Origin of the sequence: Streptacidiphilus sp. EB103A, assembly GCF_041261405.1 — a bacterium.
Lineage (GTDB): Bacteria > Actinomycetota > Actinomycetes > Streptomycetales > Streptomycetaceae > Streptacidiphilus.
Genome location: NZ_JBGCAQ010000001.1, coordinates 649,080 through 668,909 on the forward strand (window position 1 = coordinate 649,080; position 19,830 = coordinate 668,909).

General features: G+C 72.5%; 26 protein-coding genes. 21 read left to right on the forward strand and 5 right to left on the reverse strand.

Translation table 11 applies throughout. From position 1 onward, the window contains the following. Positions 1-31: 31 nt before the first annotated feature. A complete protein-coding gene (locus ABH941_RS02905; RefSeq protein WP_370126928.1) occupies positions 32-781 on the forward strand; it encodes an SseB family protein in 750 nt (249 codons plus the stop codon). Between the two features lie 43 nt (positions 782-824). On the opposite strand, the gene ABH941_RS02910 is transcribed toward ABH941_RS02905, so the two are convergent. After that, positions 825-1,196 (reverse strand): DUF1844 domain-containing protein, encoded by a 372-nt coding sequence (locus ABH941_RS02910; RefSeq protein ID WP_030265259.1) that lies wholly within the window; start codon positions 1,194-1,196, stop codon positions 825-827. 454 nt (positions 1,197-1,650) lie between these two features. Here ABH941_RS02910 and infC point away from each other — a divergent pair, with 454 nt between their 5' ends. From infC to ABH941_RS02980, 14 genes are all read left to right on the forward strand, one after another. Beyond that, the gene (gene infC / locus ABH941_RS02915; RefSeq protein ID WP_370127072.1) at positions 1,651-2,433 is read left to right on the forward strand and encodes a translation initiation factor IF-3; all 783 of its coding nucleotides are present in this window, start codon (positions 1,651-1,653) and stop codon (positions 2,431-2,433) included. A gap of 115 nt (positions 2,434-2,548) precedes the next feature. Further along, complete coding sequence (gene rpmI / locus ABH941_RS02920) at positions 2,549-2,743, forward strand: 50S ribosomal protein L35 (RefSeq protein WP_030265264.1); 195 nt, start codon at positions 2,549-2,551, stop codon at positions 2,741-2,743. A gap of 87 nt (positions 2,744-2,830) precedes the next feature. Further along, entirely contained in the window at positions 2,831-3,217 is a 387-nt protein-coding gene (gene rplT, locus ABH941_RS02925) for a 50S ribosomal protein L20 (protein WP_030265265.1), read from the forward strand. A gap of 129 nt (positions 3,218-3,346) precedes the next feature. Then, positions 3,347-4,210 carry a TrmH family RNA methyltransferase gene (locus ABH941_RS02930; protein ID WP_370126929.1) on the forward strand — a complete coding sequence of 288 codons (864 nt, stop codon included), beginning with the start codon at positions 3,347-3,349 and terminating at the stop codon, positions 4,208-4,210. Between the two features lie 52 nt (positions 4,211-4,262). Further along, complete coding sequence (locus ABH941_RS02935; protein WP_370126930.1) at positions 4,263-5,366, forward strand: ATP-binding protein; 1,104 nt, start codon at positions 4,263-4,265, stop codon at positions 5,364-5,366. A 136-nt stretch (positions 5,367-5,502) separates the two neighbouring features. Further along, positions 5,503-6,612 carry a phenylalanine--tRNA ligase subunit alpha gene (pheS, locus tag ABH941_RS02940; protein WP_370126931.1) on the forward strand — a complete coding sequence of 370 codons (1,110 nt, stop codon included), beginning with the start codon at positions 5,503-5,505 and terminating at the stop codon, positions 6,610-6,612. Beyond that, positions 6,612-9,134 carry a phenylalanine--tRNA ligase subunit beta gene (gene pheT, locus ABH941_RS02945; protein WP_370126932.1) on the forward strand — a complete coding sequence of 841 codons (2,523 nt, stop codon included), beginning with the start codon at positions 6,612-6,614 and terminating at the stop codon, positions 9,132-9,134. The genes pheS and pheT overlap by 1 nt, the downstream gene beginning before the upstream one ends. A gap of 152 nt (positions 9,135-9,286) precedes the next feature. Then, positions 9,287-10,213: a pseudouridine-5'-phosphate glycosidase gene (locus tag ABH941_RS02950; RefSeq protein WP_370126933.1), complete on the forward strand. Its 927-nt coding sequence runs from the start codon at positions 9,287-9,289 to the stop codon at positions 10,211-10,213. Further along, the gene (locus tag ABH941_RS02955) at positions 10,210-11,151 is read left to right on the forward strand and encodes a carbohydrate kinase family protein (protein ID WP_370126934.1); all 942 of its coding nucleotides are present in this window, start codon (positions 10,210-10,212) and stop codon (positions 11,149-11,151) included. Before ABH941_RS02950 ends, ABH941_RS02955 begins: the two co-directional genes overlap by 4 nt. A gap of 53 nt (positions 11,152-11,204) precedes the next feature. Then, positions 11,205-11,693 (forward strand): MarR family winged helix-turn-helix transcriptional regulator, encoded by a 489-nt coding sequence (locus ABH941_RS02960; RefSeq protein ID WP_370126935.1) that lies wholly within the window; start codon positions 11,205-11,207, stop codon positions 11,691-11,693. Beyond that, on the forward strand, positions 11,686-12,666 hold the full coding sequence (locus tag ABH941_RS02965; protein ID WP_370126936.1) for a HipA family kinase: 981 nt from the start codon (positions 11,686-11,688) through the stop codon (positions 12,664-12,666). The genes ABH941_RS02960 and ABH941_RS02965 overlap by 8 nt, the downstream gene beginning before the upstream one ends. Before the next feature lie 34 nt (positions 12,667-12,700). Further along, positions 12,701-13,690, forward strand: coding sequence for a 2-dehydropantoate 2-reductase (locus ABH941_RS02970; RefSeq protein WP_370126937.1), 990 nt, complete (start codon positions 12,701-12,703; stop codon positions 13,688-13,690). A 97-nt stretch (positions 13,691-13,787) separates the two neighbouring features. Then, positions 13,788-14,168, forward strand: coding sequence for a hypothetical protein (locus ABH941_RS02975; RefSeq protein ID WP_370126938.1), 381 nt, complete (start codon positions 13,788-13,790; stop codon positions 14,166-14,168). Between the two features lie 57 nt (positions 14,169-14,225). Next, the gene (locus ABH941_RS02980) at positions 14,226-14,555 is read left to right on the forward strand and encodes a hypothetical protein (protein ID WP_370126939.1); all 330 of its coding nucleotides are present in this window, start codon (positions 14,226-14,228) and stop codon (positions 14,553-14,555) included. A 5-nt stretch (positions 14,556-14,560) separates the two neighbouring features. On the opposite strand, the gene hemC is transcribed toward ABH941_RS02980, so the two are convergent. The 3 genes from hemC to ABH941_RS02995 form a co-directional block, all read right to left on the reverse strand. Continuing rightward, complete coding sequence (gene hemC / locus ABH941_RS02985; RefSeq protein WP_370126940.1) at positions 14,561-15,490, reverse strand: hydroxymethylbilane synthase; 930 nt, start codon at positions 15,488-15,490, stop codon at positions 14,561-14,563. A gap of 96 nt (positions 15,491-15,586) precedes the next feature. Beyond that, on the reverse strand, positions 15,587-15,880 hold the full coding sequence (locus ABH941_RS02990) for a hypothetical protein (RefSeq protein WP_370126941.1): 294 nt from the start codon (positions 15,878-15,880) through the stop codon (positions 15,587-15,589). 173 nt (positions 15,881-16,053) lie between these two features. Next, the gene (locus ABH941_RS02995; protein ID WP_370126942.1) at positions 16,054-16,386 is read right to left on the reverse strand and encodes a hypothetical protein; all 333 of its coding nucleotides are present in this window, start codon (positions 16,384-16,386) and stop codon (positions 16,054-16,056) included. A 105-nt stretch (positions 16,387-16,491) separates the two neighbouring features. On the opposite strand from ABH941_RS02995, the gene ABH941_RS03000 reads away from it, so the two are divergent. Genes ABH941_RS03000 through ABH941_RS03020 form a run of 5 tightly spaced genes read left to right on the forward strand, consistent with a single transcriptional unit; the run spans position 16,492 to position 17,909 of the window. After that, positions 16,492-16,710, forward strand: a complete 219-nt coding sequence (locus ABH941_RS03000) for a hypothetical protein (RefSeq protein ID WP_370126943.1) — start codon at positions 16,492-16,494, stop codon at positions 16,708-16,710. Positions 16,711-16,757: 47 nt separating this feature from the next. After that, a complete protein-coding gene (locus ABH941_RS03005) occupies positions 16,758-16,988 on the forward strand; it encodes a hypothetical protein (RefSeq protein ID WP_370126944.1) in 231 nt (76 codons plus the stop codon). 54 nt (positions 16,989-17,042) lie between these two features. Then, entirely contained in the window at positions 17,043-17,267 is a 225-nt protein-coding gene (locus ABH941_RS03010; protein ID WP_370126945.1) for a hypothetical protein, read from the forward strand. A 54-nt stretch (positions 17,268-17,321) separates the two neighbouring features. Further along, positions 17,322-17,552: a hypothetical protein gene (locus tag ABH941_RS03015; protein WP_030265321.1), complete on the forward strand. Its 231-nt coding sequence runs from the start codon at positions 17,322-17,324 to the stop codon at positions 17,550-17,552. 51 nt (positions 17,553-17,603) lie between these two features. Continuing rightward, a complete protein-coding gene (locus tag ABH941_RS03020; protein ID WP_370126946.1) occupies positions 17,604-17,909 on the forward strand; it encodes a hypothetical protein in 306 nt (101 codons plus the stop codon). A 12-nt stretch (positions 17,910-17,921) separates the two neighbouring features. Here the strand turns inward: ABH941_RS03020 and ABH941_RS03025 are convergent, their stop codons facing one another. Beyond that, the gene (locus ABH941_RS03025) at positions 17,922-18,779 is read right to left on the reverse strand and encodes a 3-hydroxybutyryl-CoA dehydrogenase (RefSeq protein ID WP_133997547.1); all 858 of its coding nucleotides are present in this window, start codon (positions 18,777-18,779) and stop codon (positions 17,922-17,924) included. Positions 18,780-18,936: 157 nt separating this feature from the next. On the opposite strand from ABH941_RS03025, the gene ABH941_RS03030 reads away from it, so the two are divergent. Next, entirely contained in the window at positions 18,937-19,767 is an 831-nt protein-coding gene (locus ABH941_RS03030) for an SDR family NAD(P)-dependent oxidoreductase (protein ID WP_370126947.1), read from the forward strand. Positions 19,768-19,830 lie beyond the last annotated feature (63 nt).

Below are 19,830 nucleotides of genomic sequence, written 5' to 3' on the forward strand. Positions count from 1 at the left end.
GGCGGTCCGTCCGGTCGACTAGGCTCGCCGGGTGCAGCGTAAGAACATCCCCGACCCGGGCTTCGCGGGCGACGACGGTTCGGCCGACCCCCGCCTCGCGGCGGCCCTCGCCCGACAGGCGGCCGAGCCCTCGCCCGAGACCGAGCAGGAGCTGCTGGCGGCCCTGGTCGGCGCCCGGCTGATGGTGCCGATCGTGGCGATCCTCGGCGAGGCCGAGACCGGCGCGGACGGCCTGAAGCACGAGAAGTCCAGCGACATGGCGGTCCCGACCGTCCAGGCCCCGGACGGGCGCAGGGGACTGCCGGCCTTCACCTCGCTGGAGGCCCTCGCCCGCTGGCGCTCCGACGCCCGCCCGGCCCCGGTCCCGGCCCATCAGGCGGTCCAGGCCGCCTGGTCGGAGCAGGCCGACGCGCTGCTCATCGACCTGGCCGGGCCGGCCTTCTACGAGCTCTCGGGCGCCGCGATGCGTGCCGTCGCGGAGCGGCGGGCCAGGATCGAACCGCTGCGCGACCCGGAGGTCGCCGAGGCGGTGCGCGGGCTGCTGGTCCCGTACCCGGCCGTGCTGCGCGCCCATCTGATGCCGAGCGAACGGGCCGACGCGACGCTCGCGCTCATCCCCGACCCGGCGACGGACCCCGCCGAGCTCACCGCGGCGGTCCAGCGGCTGGCGGCCGCCCTCGCCGCCGACGACCTGCTGCGCATCCGCCTGGACCGCGGGCTCGACCTCGCGGTCGTCCCCCCGTCCTCCGCGGAGCCGGCCACACCCCTCTACACCCGCTGACGCCCAGCCATTTCGAAGCTTCGCCCGTCGAGACCCGCCGCGGCTATCCGTAGACCGGCCCCGTGAACTTCTCGCCCGGGCCGGTCCCCGGCTCGTCCGGGACCAGTGACGCCTCGCGGAAGGCGAGCTGCAGCGACTTCAGCCCGTCCCGGAGCGGCGCGGCGTGGAAGTTGCTGATCTCCGGGGCGCCGGCGGTGACCAGCCCGGCCAGGGCGGTGATCAGCTTGCGGGCCTCGTCCAGGTCCTTGTGCTTCTCGCCGTCCTCGGCCAGCCCCAGGTTGACCGCCGCCGCGCTCATCAGGTGCACCGCCACCGTGGTGATGACCTCCACCGCCGGCACGTCCGCGATGTCACGGGTCAGATCGTCGAAGTCGGGGTTCTCGGGAGCCTCAGGGCTCTCCGGCTGGCTGCTCATGGATACTCGTCTCACCGGTCGAACACGGATGTCTGCACCGCAGTCTGCCTGATCACTGGGGGGCGCACCCAAAACGCCCCCGCGCCGGGGAATTCTGCGCTAGGGCCGAACGCTGCTATGGTTGGACACTGACCGGCCAGGTACTGCCATGCCCGAGGGGAAATCCTTCAGGCACACGGCACCGTACCCGGCCCACAAGTGGAGTCTCCTCCCACCCGCATCGACCCCAGGGTCGTCGGGTTCCGGTCCGGTGGTGCCCGTCCTGCCAAGGGATGCGGCATCGCTCAGCGCGTATCGCGGACATGTGCTCCGCGGCTGCGCGCCCGGTTTCCGTGGAGCCCCGCCTGTGTGTCATGCGGGGCTTTTTTCGTGCCCGCGGTGCTGCGCCCGGCGCATCCCCACCGCGGTACGAATGAAGTCCTGTGTGGCGGTGAAAAGTCCGCTGTTCACGTGACTGCCGTCGGCAGCCACGAGGTGCAACCGAGGAGGATCCATCAGCACCGAGCCCCGCATCAACGACCGGATTCGCGTCCCCGAGGTGCGACTCGTCGGTCCCAGCGGCGAGCAGGTCGGCATCGTGCCGCTTGCCAAGGCCCTGGAACTTGCGCAGGAGTACGACCTGGACCTGGTCGAGGTCGCGGCGACCGCCCGGCCGCCGGTGTGCAAGCTCATGGACTACGGCAAGTTCAAGTACGAGTCCGCCCTGAAGGCCCGTGAGGCGCGCAAGAACCAGGCGCACACGGTCATCAAGGAGATGAAGCTCCGCCCGAAGATCGACCCGCACGACTACGACACCAAGAAGGGTCACGTCGTCCGGTTCCTCAAGCAGGGTGACAAGGTCAAGATCACGATCATGTTCCGTGGTCGTGAGCAGTCCCGCCCCGAGCTCGGCTTCCGGCTGCTGCAGCGTCTCGCGTCGGATGTCGAGGAGCTGGGCTTCATCGAGTCCAACCCGAAGCAGGACGGCCGGAACATGATCATGGTTCTGGGCCCGCACAAGAAGAAGACCGAGGCCATGGCCGAGGCCCGCGAGGCGGCAGCCGCCCGCAAGGCCGACCGCCAGGGCCGTCCCGCCGAGGACGACGAGGCCCCCGCCGCCGAACAGGCGCCGCAGGAGGCAGCCGAGTCCGCGGTGGCCACGACCCTTGAGAACACAGTCCCCGAGGCCGCGGAAGAGACTGTCGACGCCCCCGTCGGCGACGAGGTCTCGGACGCTTCGGAGGTGGCAGCCAAGTAGGCTGCCGCATCCACACCCGGCCCACCGGCACCCGCCGGAGGGCCCTGAGACACAAGCGCTCCCGCTCGCGCCCTGGCGCAGGGCGGGAGCGGACCGACGAGGAGAGTACGGCGACATGCCGAAGAACAAGACGCACTCCGGTGCCAGCAAGCGCTTCAAGATCACTGGCTCCGGCAAGGTGCTGCGCCAGCGCGCCGGCCGTCGTCACTACCTCGAGCACAAGGCGTCCACGCTGACCCGTCGCCTTGCCGGCACGGTCGAGGTCTCCCCGGCTGACGCCAAGAAGGTCAAGAAGCTTCTCGGCAAGTGATCCTGCGCCCCGCGCAGCCGATCCCCTCGACCCATTCGTAACCGGACCGCGTGAGACAGACCGTGGTCCTCACCAAGGAGTAACAACGTGGCACGCGTCAAGCGGGCAGTAAACGCCCACAAGAAGCGCCGGGTCATCCTCGAGCGCGCCAGCGGTTACCGCGGCCAGCGTTCGCGCCTGTACCGCAAGGCCAAGGAGCAGGTCACCCACTCCTTCGTCTACAACTACAACGACCGGAAGAAGCGCAAGGGCGACTTCCGTCAGCTGTGGATCCAGCGCATCAACGCTGCGGCGCGTGCGAACGGCATGACGTACAACCGGCTGATCCAGGGCCTGAAGCTGGCCAGCGTCGAGATCGACCGCAAGATGCTCGCCGAGCTCGCCGTGCACGACGCCACCGCGTTCGCCGCGCTGGTCGAGGTCGCGCAGAAGGCCCTCCCGGCCGACGTCAACGCGCCCCGCGTCGCCGCCTGAGCGACCGCCTGAGCCGACTCCGTCGGACTCTGTCGCCGCAAGCGTCTTTCCGAGAACGGACCCGTAGGGGGATCTCCCCTTGCGGGTCCGTTCCGGTTGGCGATCCTGTTGCCGAAGTGAGAGCGAGCGATGCCCCAGCAGCCCTTCCCCGCCCCCGAGCTGACCTCACTGCGCTCGCCCCGGGTCACCGCCGCCCGCCGGCTGTCCCGCCGGGCCCAGCGCGGCAAGGAGCGCCGCTTCGTCGCCGAGGGCCCGCAGGCCGTCCGTGAGGCCGTGGCGTACGGGACGCTGCCGGGCGGCGAGCACGCCGTGGTCGAGATCTACACCACACCCGAGGCCGCCGAGCGCCATGCCGAGCTGCTGGCGGACGCCAGGGCCGCCCGGGTGCCGGTGCTGACCGCCTCCGACGAGGTGATCGAGGCGGTCTGCCAGACGGTCACCCCGCAGGGCATCGTCGCCGTCTGCCGCTTCCTGGACACCTCCTTCGAGCAGGTGCTGGCCGCCCGCCCCCGGCTGGTCGCGGTGCTGGCCCATGTCCGCGACCCCGGGAACGCCGGGACGGTGCTGCGCACGGCCGACGCCGCCGGGGCCGACGCGGTGGTGCTCACCGACGCCTCGGTGGACCTCTACAACCCCAAGGCCGTCCGCGCCTCCGTCGGCAGCCTCTACCACCTGCCGGTGGCCGTGGGGGTGCCGGTTGAGCAGGCCGTGGCCGGACTGCGCGCGGCCGGGGTGCGGATCCTGGCGGCGGACGGCGCCGGCAAGCGCGACCTGGACCAGGAGCTCGACGACGGCACCCTGGGCGGCCCGACCGCCTGGGTCTTCGGCAACGAGGCCTGGGGCCTGCCCGAGTCCACCCGGGCCCTGGCCGACGAGGTGGTCCGGGTCCCGATCCACGGGCACGCCGAGAGCCTCAACCTCGCGACCGCCGCCGCCGTGTGCCTCTACGCCTCAGCCCGCGCACAGCGTGGCCCCACCGGGTGCCGTACCTAGCACCGGATTCGCTAGGGTGACCACGGCGGCATCCGGAGGGGAGGGCGGCCACATGACCGACACGCGGCAGGTCCGTGCGTCAACCCGCGCTGTCCCGCCGGGCCTCGATCCGGAGGACCTGCCGGACGGGCTGGTCGTCGCGGACGCCGACGGGGTGGTCGTCTGCTTCAACTCCGCGGCCGCCCGGATCAGCGGGATCAGCCGGGAGCAGGCCCTGGGCCGCCCGCTGGCCGAGGCCCTGCCGTTAGAGGACCTGGAGGGCCGCCGCTGGTGGCCGCTGCTGGACCCGTACGGCGGGCTGCGGATACGCACCGGACAGCCCGAACGCAATCTGCTGCTGCCCGGCGGCCGCGAGGTGCTGGTCTCCGCCCGCTACCTGCGCGAGGGCACCGGACCGGTGCGCCGGGTGGTGGTCGCGCTGCGCGGCACCGAGGCCCGGCGCCGTACCGAGCGCAGCCACGCCGAGCTGATCGCCACCGTCGCCCATGAGCTGCGCTCCCCGCTGACCAGCGTCAAGGGCTTCACCGCGACCCTGCTGCAGAAGTGGGAGCGGTTCACCGACGACCAGAAGAAACTGATGCTGGAGACCGTCGACGCCGATGCCAACCGGGTCACCCGGCTGATCGCCGAGCTGCTCGACATCTCCAGGATCGACGCCGGACGGCTGGAGATCCGCCGCCAGAAGGTCGACCTGCCGCTGGCGCTGCGCCGCCACGTGGAGGGCAAGATCGCCGCCGGGGTCGCCCCCGAGCGCTTTGTGATCCGGGTCAACGAGCCGCTGCCGCCGCTGTGGGCGGACGCAGACAAGCTCGACCAGGTGCTGGGCAACCTGCTGGAAAACGCGGTGCGCCACGGTGAGGGAACTGTCACCATCGAGGTCGAACCGGACAAGGCGGTCCTCGCCTCCGGCCAGCTGCGCGAAGGGACGGCGGTGACGGTGAGCGACCAGGGCCCCGGCATCCCCGAGGAGTCCATCCCGCGCGTCTTCACCCGCTTCTGGCGCGGCAGCAAGCGCGGCGGCACCGGCCTGGGCCTCTACATCGTCAAGGGCATCGTCGAGGCCCACGGCGGCAGCATCGCGGTGGACCGGGCGCCCGAGGGCGGGGCCAGGTTCCGATTTATCCTGCCCGCGGGCATCCCCGACTTCATGGCCTGACCGGTACGTCCCAGCCTGACCGGTACGTCCCCGGGCCGCCTCGGAGAGCACGCGGGCGCTGCCGACTCCAGAACCTCAGTAGACTCGGCCTTTGGCGCCGTGCGCTGAACCACGCAGGAGCATGGGAAGAAGAGGGATGTCCGCACCGAACAAGTCCTACGATCCGGTCGAGGTCGAGGCGTTGAAGCCGGAAGAGATCGAGCGCCTGCGGGACGCGGCGCTGGCCGCGTTCGAGGCCGCCGCCGACCTCGCCGCGCTGCAGGAGGCCAAGGTCGCCCACACCGGCGACCGCTCCCCGCTGTCCCTGGCCAACCGTGAGATCGGCGCGCTGCCGCCGCAGGCCAAGAAGGAGGCCGGCCAGCGGGTCGGCCAGGCCCGCGGAGCCGTCAACAAGGCCCTCGCCGAGCGCCGCGTCGTCCTGGAGGCCGAGCGGGACGCCCGGGTGCTCACCGAGGAGGCCGTGGACGTCACCCTCCCGTACGACCGAGCCCCGCGCGGCGCCCGGCACCCGCTGACGACCCTCTCCGAGCGGCTCGGCGACATCTTCACCTCCATGGGCTACGCCATCGCCGAGGGCCCCGAGGTCGAGGCCGAGTGGCTGAACTTCGACGCCCTCAACATGGGCCCGGACCACCCGGCGCGCTCCACCCAGGACACCTTCTTCCTCAAGGACGCAGATTCGGTAGTCCTGCGGACGCACACCTCCGGCGTGCAGATCCGCTCCATGCTGGCCGCCTCCGAGCCGCCGATCTACGTGATCTGCCCGGGCCGGGTGTTCCGCTCCGACGAGCTGGACGCCACCCACACCCCGGTCTTCAGCCAGATCGAGCTGCTGGCCGTGGACGAGGGCCTGACCATGGCCGACCTCAAGGGCACCCTGGACCACATGGTGGTCTCGCTCTTCGGCGAGGGCATGAAGACCCGGCTGCGCCCCAACTACTTCCCCTTCACCGAGCCGTCCGCCGAGATGGACATGGTGTGCTTCCACTGCCGCGGCGAGTCCGTCGGCAACCCGGACCGCCCCTGCCGGACCTGCTCCTCCGAGGGCTGGATCGAGCTGGGCGGCTGCGGGATGGTCAACCCGCGGGTGCTGATCGCCTGCGGCATCGACCCCAACAGGTACAGCGGCTTCGCGTTCGGCTTCGGCATCGAGCGACTGCTGATGTTCCGCCACAACGTCGAAGACATGCGAGACATCGTGGAGGGTGACGTGCGCTTCACCCTTCCGTTCGGGATGGAGATCTGATGCGCGTCCCGCTTTCCTGGCTGCGGGAGTACGTCGACCTGCCCGCAGGCGAGACCGGCCGCGACGTGGCCGACCGGCTGGTCCGGGCCGGGCTGGAGGTCGAGACCGTCGAGCAGCTCGGCGGCGACCTCAAGGGCCCGCTGGTGGTCGGCAAGGTGCTGGCCATCGAGGAGCTCACCGGCTTCAAGAAGCCCATCCGCTACTGCCAGGTCGACGTCGGCGACGCCAACGGCACCGGCGAGCCGCAGAACATCGTCTGCGGCGCCCGCAACTTCGCCGTCGGCGACAAGGTCGTCGTGGTGCTCCCCGGCGCGGTGCTGCCCGGCCCGTTCCCGATCTCGGCGCGGCAGACCTACGGCCACACCTCCGAGGGCATGATCTGCTCGGCCCGCGAGCTGGGCATGGGCGACGACCACGACGGCATCATCGTGCTGCCGGCCGAGTACGTGCCCGGCACCGACGCCATCGAGCTGCTGGAGCTGGTGGACGAGGTCCTGGACATCGCCGTCACCGCCGACCGCGGCTACTGCCTGTCGGTGCGCGGCGTCGCCCGTGAGGCCGCCATCGCCTACAGCCTGCCGCTGAGCGACCCGGCGCTGCTGGACGTCCCCCCGGCCAACGCCTACGGCCCGCTGGTCAAGGTCGAGGACCAGGCGGGCTGCGACCGCTTCGTGGCCCGCAGCGTCATCGGCATCGAGCCGACCGCGCTGTCCCCGCTGTGGCTGCAGCGCCGGATCCAGAAGGCCGGGATGCGCCCCATCTCGCTGGCCGTGGACATCACCAACTACGTGATGCTGGAGCTCGGCCAGCCGCTGCACGCCTACGACCGCAGCCGGATCGACGGCGCGATCACCGTGCGCCGCGCCCGCGCGGGCGAGAAGCTGCGCACCCTGGACGGCGTCGAGCGCACCCTCGCCGCCGAGGACCTGCTGATCTGCGACAACTCCGGGCCGATCGGCCTGGCCGGGGTCATGGGCGGGGCCGGCACCGAGATCGCCACCGCGGTCGAGGACCCGGAGACCGGCCTGGTCAGCGGCACCACCGAGGTCGTCATCGAGGCCGCGCACTTCGCGCCGGTCGTCATCGCCCGCAGCGTGCGCCGCCACAAGCTGCCCTCCGAGGCCGCCAAGCGATTCGAGCGCGGCGTGGACCCGGAGGCCGGCAAGGCCGCCGCGCAGCGTGCCGTGGACCTGCTGGTGCTGGTCGCCGGCGGCACCGCCGAGGCCGGGGTCACCGACATCGCCGCGCCGCACCCGGTGCACAGCATCACCATCGCCGCGGACCACCCGGACCGGGTGGCCGGGCAGGAGTACGGCCGCGAGACCGTGGTGCGCCGGCTCCAGGAGGTCGGCTGCACCGTGGTCGGCGGGGACGTGCTGGTGGTCACCCCGCCGAGCTGGCGGCCCGACCTGACCGACCCCAACGACCTCGCCGAGGAGGTCATCCGGCTGGAGGGCTACGCCGAGCTGCCCTCCACGCTGCCGACGCCGCCCGCGGGCCAGGGCCTCACCGAGTCCCAGCGGCTGCGCCGCCGCACCGGCCTGGCGCTGGCCGGGGCCGGCTATGTCGAGGTGCTGAACTACCCGTTCATCGGCGAGGCCGTACTCGACGCCTTCGGGCTCGACGCCGACGACCCGCGCCGGGAGACGGTGCAGCTGGCCAACCCGATCTCCGACGAGGAGCCGTCGCTGCGCACCACGCTGCTGCCGGGCCTGCTGGCGGCGCTGCGCCGCAATGTCGGCCGGGGCGCGACGGACGTGGCGCTGTTCGAGCAGGGCCTGGCCTTCCGGGTGGACGGCACCGACCCGCAGTCGCTGTTCAAGGCGCCGCGGCTGCCGGTCGACCGCCGTCCCACCGACGAGGAGGTCGCGCAGCTCGACGCCGCGCTGCCGCGCCAGCCGCGCCGGGTCGCCACCGTCCTCGCGGGCAACCGCGAGCCCGACGGCTGGTGGGGCAAGGGCCGCGCCGCGACCTGGGCCGACGCGGTCGAGTCGGCCCGTACGGTGGCGGCCGCCGCCGGGGTCGAGCTGACGGTCCGCCAGGACCAGCACGCGCCCTGGCACCCGGGCCGCTGCGCCGCCCTCTACGTGGGCGACCGGCTGGTCGGCCACGCGGGCGAGCTGCACCCGCGCACCGTCAAGGCGCTGCACCTGCCGGAGCGCACCTGCGCGATGGAGCTGGACGTCGAGCTGCTGACGGCCGACGGCGCCCGTCAGGTCGAGGGCCCGAGGATCTCCGGCTTCCCGGTCGCCACCCAGGACGTCGCCCTGGTCGTGGACGCCGGTGTGCCTGCCGCCGAGGTCGAGGCCGCGCTGCGGTCCGGCGCCGGTCCGCTGCTGGAGTCGCTGCGGCTGTTCGACGTCTACACCGGCGAGCAGATCGGCGCGGACAAGAAGTCGCTGGCCTACGCCCTGCGCTTCCGCGCGACGGACCGCACCCTGACGGCGGAGGAGGCGACCGCAGCCCGCGAGGCCGCCATCGCCGAGGCCGTCGCCCGCACCGGCGCGAGCCCGCGCGGCTGACGCACGGCGGCAGTACGGCAAGAAGCACGGCGGCCCGTTCCCGGATCCCGGGAGCGGGCCGCCGTTGTGCTGTGGGTTCGGACCGGACGGTTTGAGGCGCGGCGGTCGGCGACAGGATCAAGGGCAGGAACGTTCTTGCTCCAGGAGGCCCCATGCCGTCCAGTCCCGCCCCGATACGCCTGTCCGACGAGGTCCGAAAAGCCGTCGAGCGGGGGCGCCCGGTGGTGGCGCTGGAGTCGACCATCATCTCGCACGGGCTGCCGCGCCCGCGGAACCTGGAGGTCGCCCGCGAGCTGGAGGCGACCGTCCGGACCGCCGGGGCGGTCCCGGCCACCATCGCGGTGCTGGACGGGGTGGCCAGGGTCGGGCTCGGCAAGGACGAGCTGGAGCGGGTCGCCAACGACGAGTCCATGCGCAAGCTCGGCTTCCGCGATCTGGCCCCTGCGGTCGCGCTCGGGGCGAGCGGCGCGACCACCGTGTCCGGGACGGCCTTCCTGGCCCACTCGGCCGGGATCGCGGTGTTCGCCACCGGCGGCCTCGGCGGCGTGCACCGCGACTGGGTGACCCTGCAGGACGAGTCCGCCGACCTCGGGCTCTTGGCCCGGGTGCCGATCACGGTGGTGTGCGCGGGGGTGAAGTCCATCCTGGACGTCCCGGCGACGCTGCAGCGCCTGGAGACGCTGAACGTGGGGGTGGTCGGTTACCGGACCGCCGACTTCCCCGGCTTCTACCTGCGCAGCTCCGGACTGCCGGTCGACTGGACGCTGGACACCCCCGACCAGGTGGCGCAGCTGATGCGGGCCCGCTGGCAGCTCAACGCCGACCTCACCGCGCTGATCGTCGGCAACCCGGTCTCCGAGGCGGAGCAGCTCGACCCCGAACTGCACGACCGGGTCCTCGCCAAGGCCCTGCGCGCCGCCGAGCGCAAGGGCATCACCGGCCAGGCGGTCACCCCCTTCCTGCTCGGCTACCTGGCGGAGCACACCGACGGCGCCTCGCTGGAGGCCAACCTCGCCGCGGTACGCGGCAATGTCGCCCTGGCGGCGCAGATCGCCCGCAGCCACGCGGCGCTCAGTTGACGGGGGCTCAGCCGATCGGGGGCCGGGCCCTGCTGGTGCTGGGCGACCTGGTCACCGATGTGGTCGCGCTGCACGCCAAGCCGCTCAGCCCGGACACCGACACCGCCGCGCGGATCGCGGTCCGCCCCGGCGGCTCCGCCGCCAACACGGCGGCCTGGGCGGCGCACGCCGGGGCGCAGGTGCGGCTGCTGGCGCGGGTCGGGGCCGACTCGGTCGACTGGCACCGCGAGGCGCTGGCACGCGGCGGCGTGGAGACCTGCCTGCGGGTGGACCCGGACCGGCCGACGGCGGTCGTCATCGACCTGGTGGACGGCGCGGGGGAGCGGACCTTTGTGACCGACCGCGGCGCCAGCGGCGCCCTCGGCCCCTCCGACTGGGAGGACTCCCTGCTGGACGGGGTGGGACGGCTGCACCTCTCCGGCTATCTGCTGTTCGGCGCGGAGGGCCGGGCGCTCGCGGAGGTCGCCGTGGCGGCGGCCCGTGCGCGGGGGATCGGCGTCAGCGTCGACCCGGCGTCCAGCGGCTTTCTGCGCGAGTTCGGTGCGGAACGCTTCCTCGGTCTGCTCGGCGGCGTCCTGTTCAGTGGCGTTGACCTGTTGCTGCCCAATCTGGACGAGGCCCGGGTGCTGACCGGTCAGGCCGACCCGGCCGCCGCAGCACGGGCGCTGAGCGCGCACTGCGGCTGCCGGGTGGCCCTGAAGCTGGGCGCCGCCGGTGCGCTGCTGGCCGAGGGCGGCGCCCTGCTCGGCCCGGTCCCGGCCCCCGAGGTCGTCCCGCTGGACTCCACCGGCGCCGGCGACGCCTTCGCCGGCGGCCTGCTCGCCGCGCTGCTGGCGGGCGGCTCGCTGTCGGCGGCAGCGGCGGCGGGCTGTCGGCTCGGGGCGGCGGCGGTCGTCGCCGTGGGTGGACGTCCGGGAGCTGACAGCACCCACGCGTAGCGCCGATACTGCGCCAATGCTTGAGTGCTCAAGCTTCTGCTACGGTGGACCGCATGAGTGAGGCACTGGAGACGTCGCTGCGCCTGGTCCGAGCCCAGGCGGCACTGGTCAAGCGGTTCGACGCCCGGCTTTCCGGGCTGCACGGCGTCAGCTTCGCCGACCTCGCCGTGCTGCGCTGCCTCGGGCAGGCGGAGGGCGGCAGGATGCGCCGGGTGGACCTGGCCCAGGCGCTGGGGCTGTCCGCGTCCGGCGTCACCCGTGGCCTGATCCCGCTGGAGCGGATCGGCCTGGTCGTCCGGGAGCCCGACCCGCGTGACGCCCGGGTGGCCTATGCGGCGCTGACGCCCACCGGACGCGAGCGGCTGGACGAGATGGAGCGCACCGCCGGCGAAGTCGCCGAAGACGTCTTCACCGGCGAGGTCTGGGACGGTGGCGGGCTGGCCACGCTGGTGGCCCTGCTGGACGCTTTGGAGGGCGGCGCCGGGGCCGGTACCGCCAGGCCGGGCAGGCGGACGGAATCGGTGGCCGACCGCCATGGTTGACCTGCTGGGGGAGGCGCAGTGGCGGATGGTGGAGCTGATGCTGGGCGGCGGCTGGGCGGCCCCGCTGCTCGCCGGGCCGGCGAGCGGACGAGAGGTGGAGCGGGTGCGGGCGAGTAGCGGACTGACCGAGGTGACGGCCCTGCGCTACCTGGAGCCGCTGCGCGCCGGCGGCTCGCTCCCCGGTGTCGTCGAGACCGACGACCTGGGCACCTACGTCGTGAAGTTCTCCGGCGCCGCACAGGGGCGCAAGGCCCTGGTCGCCGAGGTCATCACCGCTGAGCTGGGACGACGCCTCGGCCTGCCGGTCCCGGAGATGGTGCTGGTCAGGTTCGACCCGGAGGTGGCCGCGCACGAGCCGGACCCGGAGGTGCAGGACCTGCTGCGGGCCAGCGCCGGGCTGAATCTCGGCATGGACTACCTGCCGGGCGCCCGCGACTTCGCGCCCAAGGTCATCAGGGACGTCGACGTGTCGCCGGCCGAGGCCGGGCGGATCGTCTGGTTCGACGCCCTGATGGGCAATGTCGACCGCACCGTGCACAGCCCCAACCTGATGGTGTGGCACCGGCGGCTGTGGCTGATCGACCACGGCGCCGCGCTGATCTTCCACCACCGCTGGTCGGCCGCGCCGGAGGCGATCGGCCGGAAGTACCCGATGTCCGAGCACGCCCTCGGCGGCTACGCCCCCGACATCGCCGGGGCGGACCGGGCCCTGGCACCGCTGGTCACCGTCGAACTGCTGCGCGAGGTGACCGGGCTGGTCCCGGACGAGTGGCTGGAGCCCGAGCCGGGCCTGGACACCCCCGCATTGCAGCGCGAGGCCTATGTCAGCCACCTCGCCGCCCGCGCGGGCCGCTCCGCCGAGTGGCTGCCGGACTGCTTCGCCACCCCCGAGGAGCTCGCCGAGCGCGAGGCGAGGCGCACGGCGGCGACCCTGGCCGGGCGCCCGGCCTGGCTGCAGCACGTGCGGGGTTGACCCGGGCCGACACCGGCGGGGTACGGTCGGCCCCATGCGGATCTGTGTGCTGGGAGCCGGGGCGGTCGGCGGGTTCATCGGGGCGAGGCTCGCCCTCGCGGGCGTGGAGACCTCGGCGGTCGCCCGCGGGGCGACGCTGGCCTCGTTGCGTCGGCACGGCTGGCGGCTGGAGTCCGCGGAGACCCCCGGCGGCGCGACCGTCGCCTCCGCGCCGGTCCGGGCCACCGACGAGGCCGCCGAGCTCGGCGTCCAGGACGTGGTGGTCCTCGCCGTCAAGGCGCATGCGGTGCCCTCCGCCCTGGACAGCCTCTCCCACCTCGTCGGACCGGAGACCGCCGTGGTCACCGCCCTCAACGGCGTCCCCTGGTGGTTCTTCGAGGGCTTCGGCGGCCCCTGCGAGGGCCGGCACCTGGACACGGTCGACCCGGGCGGCCGGATCGCCGCCGCGATCCCCGTCGGCAATGTCGTCGGCTGCGTGGTCCACGTCAGCTGCAGCACCCCCGAGCCGGGCCTGGTGCACCATCACAAGGGCACCGGGCTGATCCTCGGCGAGCCCGACACCACCCGGTCGGCCCGGGTGCAGGAACTCGTCTCGCTGCTGCGCGGCGCGGACCTGGACGCGACCGTGTCCACCGCCATTCAGAAGGACGTCTGGTTCAAGCTCTGGGGCAATATGACGATGAACCCGGTCTCCGCCCTCACCGGCGCGACCGGCGACCTCATCCTCGACGACGAGCTGGTCATGGGCTTCTGCCATGCCGCGATGCGGGAGGCCGCCGGGATCGGCGCACGCATCGGCTGCCCGGTCGACCAGAGCCCCGAGGACCGCAGTCGGGTCACCCGCAAGCTCGGCGTCGCCCGGACCTCCATGCTCCAGGACGCCCAGGCCGGGCGCAGGCTCGAACTCGACGCCCTGGTCGGCTCGGTGCGCGAGATCGGCGGCCTGCTGGGCGTGCCCACCCCCAGCATCGACGCGCTGCTGGGCCTCACCCGCCTCAGCGCCCGCGTGCACGGGCTGCTCTGACGTTCCGTCACATCACGTCGCGTCGCGTTAGCGCGGTGACATCCCGGGTACGCGCAGCAACGGACGCCAACCGCCAACCGGACCGATGAGGTGTGACATGCTGCTGCTCGGACTGCTGCTCATGGGCGGAACGATCGCCTTCGCCACGGTGCTGATCGCCGACAACCTCGACGGGGGGCCGCAGTACTCGGCCACCCTCTTCGATCACCACCTCGCCACCGTCAACACGCTGGGCGCATTCCTCGCCGGAATGGCGCTGGCACTGGTCTTCTGCGCAGCCCTGGTGATGGCCACGGCCGGCGCCCGCCGCGAGCGGCGCCGCAACGCCGAACTGCGCGCCGCGCGCCGCGACCGCAAGGCCGCCACGAAGACCGTCCCGGCCGGCACCGCCACGGAGCCGAGCGACGGCGACACCGCGACGATGCCGGTGGTGCTGACCAAGCGCCGCACCCGCGGGGTGCGCATCTTCGGTCACTGAGGTTCGGCCGCTGGGGCTGGTGCGCATGTGACGCCGGAGGCGGGGTAGGTGGGGGCCATGACCGAAGCACTGGTCGAGGACGACCCCGGGCGCATCCACCCGGACGACATGGCCGCGATCCTCGACGCCCTCGATGCCATCGACGTGTCCGCCAAGCCGGTGCGGACCGTCGCCCCCGACAACCCGGAGGACTGGACCCTGTGCCTGCACTGGCTGCAGCAGGGTCCGGTCTCCTCCGACACCGAGGCGGCCCTGCCCGGCGTGCTGGCCCGGATCCGGGACCACTACACCGTCCACGGCCGTACCCCGCCGACCCGGATCGACCTGCACGGACCGGACGGCGGGGAACTGCTCACCGTCGAGGGCGGGCCGTCCCACCCGTCCTGACCCGCTCAGTGCGGAATGGCGTTGATGACCTCGTGCGCGCCCTGGCGCAGCAGCGTCGCCGCCACCGACGTGCCCAGCGCCAGCGCGTTGCGGTCCCACTCGTGCGCGTCCAGCGTGGTCTTCCCGTCCGCGCTGAACACCCGGGCCCGCAGCGACAGCCTGCCGTCGTGCTCGGTGGTCGCGAAGGCGGCGATGGGGGAGTTGCAGTGGCCCTGGAGCACATGCAGCAGCATCCGCTCGGCGGTGGTCTGCCGGAACGTCTCCGCGTCGTTGAGCGCGGCGACGGCCTCGATCACGGCCTCGTCCTCGCTGCGGCACTGCAGGGCGAGGGTGCCCGAGCCGACGGCCGGCATCATCTGCTCCACCGTCAGGACCTGGGTGATCCGGTCCTGCGCCCCGATCCGCTCCAGGCCGGAGACGGCCAGCAGCAGTGCGTCCACGTCGCCGGCATCGAGCTTCGCCAGCCGGCTGTTGGCGTTGCCGCGGATCGGCACCGGCTCCAGCTCGGGCCAGCGCTGCGCGAGTTGGGCCACCCGGCGGACGGACGAGGTGCCGATCCGGCTGCCCGCAGGGAGCTGGTCCAGGGTCAGCCCACCGGGGTGGACCAGGGCGTCCCGCAGGTCGTCACGGGCCAGGTAGGCGGCGAACACCGTCCCGGCCGGCACCGGCCGGTCCCCGGGCACGTCCTTGACGCAGTGCACGGCGAGGTCGATGCTCCCGGCGAGCAGCGCCTCGTCCAGCTCCCGGGTGAAGGCGCCCTTGCCGCCGAGCTCCACCAGCGCGCCGGACCAGCGGTCGCCCGAGGTCGTGAACGGGACCACCTCGGTGGCGATCCCGGGGTGCTCGGCGGCCAGTTCGGCCCGTACCCGCGCCACCTGGGCCAGTGACATCGGGGAGGAACGCGCCCCGATACGGATCAGTTGAGGATCTGACATGGCCTCAGCGTAGGGCGTCCCGCTCCCGGATCCCGCATTCGGGGGGTGGCGACCCGTCATCCGTCACCTGGGGGTAATGTGGCCCGGCGCGGGCGCTCACGTGTCGGAGTCCGCCGGCTCGTAGGTCTCGTTGAGGACGGTCTCGTCGATCGGGTAGAACTCGCCCCGGACGCCACGGACCACATGGTGTCCGGTGTAGACCCCGACCCAGGTCGAGTGGAGCTCGTCGAAGACCTCGGCGGTGATCCTGGAGTCCTGACTCGGGCCCTTCGGCACGATGACGCGAAACGCGCCGCCGCAGAACTCCCGCATCTCCTCCTGGTTGAGGCCGGTCCACAGGAGCGTGCGGACGGTAACCGGACGCTTCCGGCGCATGGTCACGGACGGCATGTCAGTTCCTTTCCACAGTCGTCTCCTTGTCGCCTGCCCAGGCAGCGGCGGCTATGCGGACGGACTGGTGCTTCTGGAGCCGTATGCTCTCAGGCCGGAAGCCGCGAGGACAGCGGAAGACACGTTCCACGCGCGGAGACACCGCAGATTCTTACGGGCGAAGCCCGGAAGCCTCAGATCCCTGCAGTGTCGGGCTGCTCGATCCATTCGGTGCGGACGATGTGACGGGTCAGCACCACCAGTCGGTAGTCCGCGAGTTGCTCCTCGCCGTGCTGTTCGAGCCGGATCTCCAGGGCGTCGCGTTCCGTGCCGTACTCGACCATCTCCCGGGGCTGTCCGTCGATGACGGCCTGCACGGCGTACTCGACGGTGCCTCCGGCCAGCTGGGCGTGCAGCCGGTCGACCTCGGCCAGCAGGACGGCGATGTCCGCCGACTCCCACCGGTCGGTGTCACCGGCGGCGTAACGGGAGCGGATGGCTTCGACGGCGGGCGCGGGCCGGGTCACAGTGCGGGCTCCTTCTTGCGGCGGCGTCTACTTCTACCAGACCGGAGCCGACCGGTGCTGTCCGCCCGCCGTGCGCGGTCCGCGCCGCCGGGCGAGGGTGGAGCCATGAGCGAGACGACGGTATTCATCGGCATGCTCGACGCGAGCCAGAGCACCCGGCAGGTCAGCGCCTCGACCCCGGGCGGCATCCCGGCGGTACGGGCCTGCGGCAGCCGGCGCGAGGCCGAGGAGTTCCTCGGCCAGCTCGGCCTCTCCGTCGACCTGGACGACGAGAGCCGGGTCCAGTGGGACGGCGACCTGGGCGTGTGGCCGGTCGGACCGTAACGCCCTGCCGACGTGCGACCGGCCGCACCCCGGGTGAGGCTGGGCCCATGACCGAGCACCCGGAGTCCGACAAGCCCGTCTACGTGGGCGCCTACGTCCCCGAGGACCGCGACCGCTACGTCCATGTCGTGCGCCTGGACGGCGACACGGTCCGCTCGCTGTGCGCGAGCCAGGACCAGTTCGCGGCCTTCGTGGCGCGGGAGCGTCCCGGCACCGACCTGAACGACCCCGCACAGGTGTACTGGGCCGACCACCCGGGCGAGTGGTCGGGGCTGTGAACCGGCCGGACGCCCCGACGTGCGGCCCGCGCCGCTTGGGGTGAGGCTGGCGGTATGGCCAGAAACGCCACCTACCCGGTCGAGATCGGCCCCCTTGTGCCCAGCGACCGGCACCGCCACGTCCGCATCGAGCGCCCGGGCTCGCCGCCCGTGTGGGAGGCATGCGCCAGCGGCGCCGACCTCGTCGCCGCGCTGACCATGTTCCGGCCCGACCTCGATCTCACCGACGAGTCCCAGGTGCACTGGGTGGGCAGCCCGGGGCAGTGGCCCAAGGGCTGACGCCCCGGATCCGTCCGAGGTGCGCGCCGGGCCGTCCCGGGTCAGGGTGTAGTCATGGCGATACTCAGCGTTCACCCCGTCGAGATAAGCCCGCTGGTCCCGTGGGACCGCCACCGCCATGTGCGTATGCAGCGCATCGGCGGCGGCGATCCGCTCTGGGAGGCATGCTCCACCCAGAACGACCTCAGGGCCGCGTTGAAACTGTTCCGGCCCGACGTGGACCTCAACGACCCGACCCAGGTCCACTGGGCCGGCGGCCACCCCGGGGAGTGGCCGGAGGACTGAACGGCCGCCGTCCGACATGCGGGCCGGCCGATCCCGGGGGAGGCTCAGGCCATGAGCGACGACCTCGATCTTGACCTCGGCCTGGACGACCTCGACGACCGCGATGATCAGGACTGCGATGATCAAGACGCCGACCCCGGGACCTGCGCCGTCTACGTCCTGGGCTACTGCCCCGACGAGCCTGCCCGCCAGGTCCGCATCGTCCGCGCGGACGGCACCGTGGTCACCCGGTCCTGCGACAGCCAGCAGCGGTTCGAGGCCCTGGTCGAGGTGCACCGCCCCGGCATCGACCTCACCGACCCCGAACGCGTCTGCTGGGTGGACCACCCGGGCGAGTGGTCCGGCGCCGCGGGCTGAGCCGCACGGCCCTCAGTACCGGTAGAAGCCGCGGCCGGATTTGCGGCCGAGGAGCCCCGCGTCGACCATCCGCTGGAGCAGCGGCGGGGCGGCGTAGAGGGGCTCCTTGTACTCGTGGTACATCGACTCGGCGATGGAGACGATGGTGTCCAGCCCGATGAGGTCGCACAGCCGGAGCGGACCCATCGGGTGGGCGCAGCCGGCCTCCATGCCCTTGTCGATGTCCTCGGCCGTGGCCACGCCGGACTCGAACATCCGGACGGCTGAGAGCAGGTAGGGGACCAGCAGGGCGTTGACCACGAAACCGGCCCGGTCGCGGGCCCGGATCGGGTCCTTGGCCAGCACCTCACGGGTGAAGGCCTCGGCGCGGGTCACCGTCTCGGCCGAGGTGGTGAGCGTCGGGATGATCTCCACGAGCCGCTGTACCGGGGCCGGGTTGAAGAAGTGTATGCCGAGGACCTGCTCCGGGCGGGAGGTCGCCGAGGCCAGCTTCACGATCGGGATGGAGGAGGTGTTGGACGCCAGGATGGCGTCGGGCCGCTGCACCACCTGGTCCAGGGTCTGGAAGATCGCACTCTTGACGTCCTCCCGCTCGGCCACCGCCTCGATGACCAGGTCGCGGTCGGCGAAGTCGGCCAGCTCGGTGGTGAAGGAGATCCGGGCCAGCGCCGCCTCGCGCTCCTCCTCGGTGAGCTTGCCGCGCTTGACGGCCGTGTCGAACGAGCCGGTGAGCCGGGTGCGACCGAGCTCCAGGGCCTCGCCGCTCGCCTCGGAGACCTTGACGTCCAGTCCGGCCCGGGCGAAGACCTCGGCGATCCCCGACCCCATCAGCCCGCAGCCGACGACCCCTACCCGCGCGATGTCGCTCACTTCTCGTCCATTCGTCCGTCATCCGTCCGTGCCCGCTGACTGGTCAGCCCGCAGATCAACCGAGCCGACGTTACTCCGTCACGGCCCGCGTGTCCGAGGCCGCCGGTGCCGCCCGGTGATCAACAATGGCAGTCCGGCGCCACGAGAGGAGTCCACGGTGCCCCTGCGGACGCTCGAAGGAGAGGTCGCCCTGATCACCGGCGCGGGCCGGGGGATCGGACGGGAGATCGCGCTCGGCCTGGCCGAGGAAGGCATGCACCTGGGCGTGATCGGACGCCATCGCGAGACGCTGACGGACACTCTGCGGGCCTGTGTGAAGCAGGGTGTGAAATGCGTCGCAGTCGCGGCCGACGTCACCAGCCCCGGCGCGGTGCGCGAGGCGGTGCGCAGCGTGGAGCGGGACCTGGGCCCGGTCGGGCTGCTGGTCAACAACGCCGGTCAGATCGACCGCGCCGAGGTGCCGCTCTGGGAGGCGGACCCGCTGCAGTGGTGGTCGGTGGTGGAGACCAATCTGCGCGGGCCCTTCAACATGATGCGGGCCGTGCTGCCCGGCATGGTGGAGCGTCAGCGCGGCCGTGTGGTCAACCTCAACTCCGGTTTCGCGCTGCGCCCGGAGTGGCGCTACTCCGCGTACGCCACCTCCAAGGCGGCCCTGCTGCGGCTGAGCGACAACGTCGCCGGGCCGCTGCGCCCGCACGGGGTGACCGTGCTGGACATCAGCCCCGGCGCGGTGGCCACCGAGATGACGGCGGGCATGCCGATGTTCGCCGACATGCTGCACTGGGGCAGTATTCCACTGCTGGTGTCGACCGTCGCCGACGCGGCGCGCGGCCGGCTGGACCTGCTGCACGGGCGCTTTCTGCACCTGGGCCAGGACAGCATCCCGGAACTGCTGGAGCAGGCGGGCCGGATCAGCGAGAACGACGCCCGGACGCTGCGGCTGCGCCCGTACAGCGAGGAGGACCCGCTCGGGCGAGTGCATGGCTGAGTGCATAGCTGATTGCATGAATGTGCCTTCCTTCGTATAGTTATCCCGAAGCGGAGGAGGAGT

What these genes read in the sequence shown, in the direction of transcription:
- ABH941_RS02910 (WP_030265259.1), bottom strand. Translation starts at nt 1,196, where the DNA reads ATGAGCAGCCAGCCGGAGAGCCCTGAGGCTCCCGAGAACCCCGACTTC.
- rpmI (WP_030265264.1), top strand. Translation starts at nt 2,549, where the DNA reads ATGCCGAAGAACAAGACGCACTCCGGTGCCAGCAAGCGCTTCAAGATC.
- ABH941_RS02930 (WP_370126929.1), top strand. Translation starts at nt 3,347, where the DNA reads ATGCCCCAGCAGCCCTTCCCCGCCCCCGAGCTGACCTCACTGCGCTCG.
- ABH941_RS02935 (WP_370126930.1), top strand. Translation starts at nt 4,263, where the DNA reads ATGACCGACACGCGGCAGGTCCGTGCGTCAACCCGCGCTGTCCCGCCG.
- pheS (WP_370126931.1), top strand. Translation starts at nt 5,503, where the DNA reads ATGTCCGCACCGAACAAGTCCTACGATCCGGTCGAGGTCGAGGCGTTG.
- pheT (WP_370126932.1), top strand. Translation starts at nt 6,612, where the DNA reads ATGCGCGTCCCGCTTTCCTGGCTGCGGGAGTACGTCGACCTGCCCGCA.
- ABH941_RS02950 (WP_370126933.1), top strand. Translation starts at nt 9,287, where the DNA reads ATGCCGTCCAGTCCCGCCCCGATACGCCTGTCCGACGAGGTCCGAAAA.
- ABH941_RS02960 (WP_370126935.1), top strand. Translation starts at nt 11,205, where the DNA reads ATGAGTGAGGCACTGGAGACGTCGCTGCGCCTGGTCCGAGCCCAGGCG.
- ABH941_RS02965 (WP_370126936.1), top strand. Translation starts at nt 11,686, where the DNA reads ATGGTTGACCTGCTGGGGGAGGCGCAGTGGCGGATGGTGGAGCTGATG.
- ABH941_RS02970 (WP_370126937.1), top strand. Translation starts at nt 12,701, where the DNA reads ATGCGGATCTGTGTGCTGGGAGCCGGGGCGGTCGGCGGGTTCATCGGG.
- ABH941_RS02975 (WP_370126938.1), top strand. Translation starts at nt 13,788, where the DNA reads ATGCTGCTGCTCGGACTGCTGCTCATGGGCGGAACGATCGCCTTCGCC.
- ABH941_RS02980 (WP_370126939.1), top strand. Translation starts at nt 14,226, where the DNA reads ATGACCGAAGCACTGGTCGAGGACGACCCCGGGCGCATCCACCCGGAC.
- hemC (WP_370126940.1), bottom strand. Translation starts at nt 15,490, where the DNA reads ATGTCAGATCCTCAACTGATCCGTATCGGGGCGCGTTCCTCCCCGATG.
- ABH941_RS02990 (WP_370126941.1), bottom strand. Translation starts at nt 15,880, where the DNA reads ATGCCGTCCGTGACCATGCGCCGGAAGCGTCCGGTTACCGTCCGCACG.
- ABH941_RS03000 (WP_370126943.1), top strand. Translation starts at nt 16,492, where the DNA reads ATGAGCGAGACGACGGTATTCATCGGCATGCTCGACGCGAGCCAGAGC.
- ABH941_RS03005 (WP_370126944.1), top strand. Translation starts at nt 16,758, where the DNA reads ATGACCGAGCACCCGGAGTCCGACAAGCCCGTCTACGTGGGCGCCTAC.
- ABH941_RS03010 (WP_370126945.1), top strand. Translation starts at nt 17,043, where the DNA reads ATGGCCAGAAACGCCACCTACCCGGTCGAGATCGGCCCCCTTGTGCCC.
- ABH941_RS03015 (WP_030265321.1), top strand. Translation starts at nt 17,322, where the DNA reads ATGGCGATACTCAGCGTTCACCCCGTCGAGATAAGCCCGCTGGTCCCG.
- ABH941_RS03020 (WP_370126946.1), top strand. Translation starts at nt 17,604, where the DNA reads ATGAGCGACGACCTCGATCTTGACCTCGGCCTGGACGACCTCGACGAC.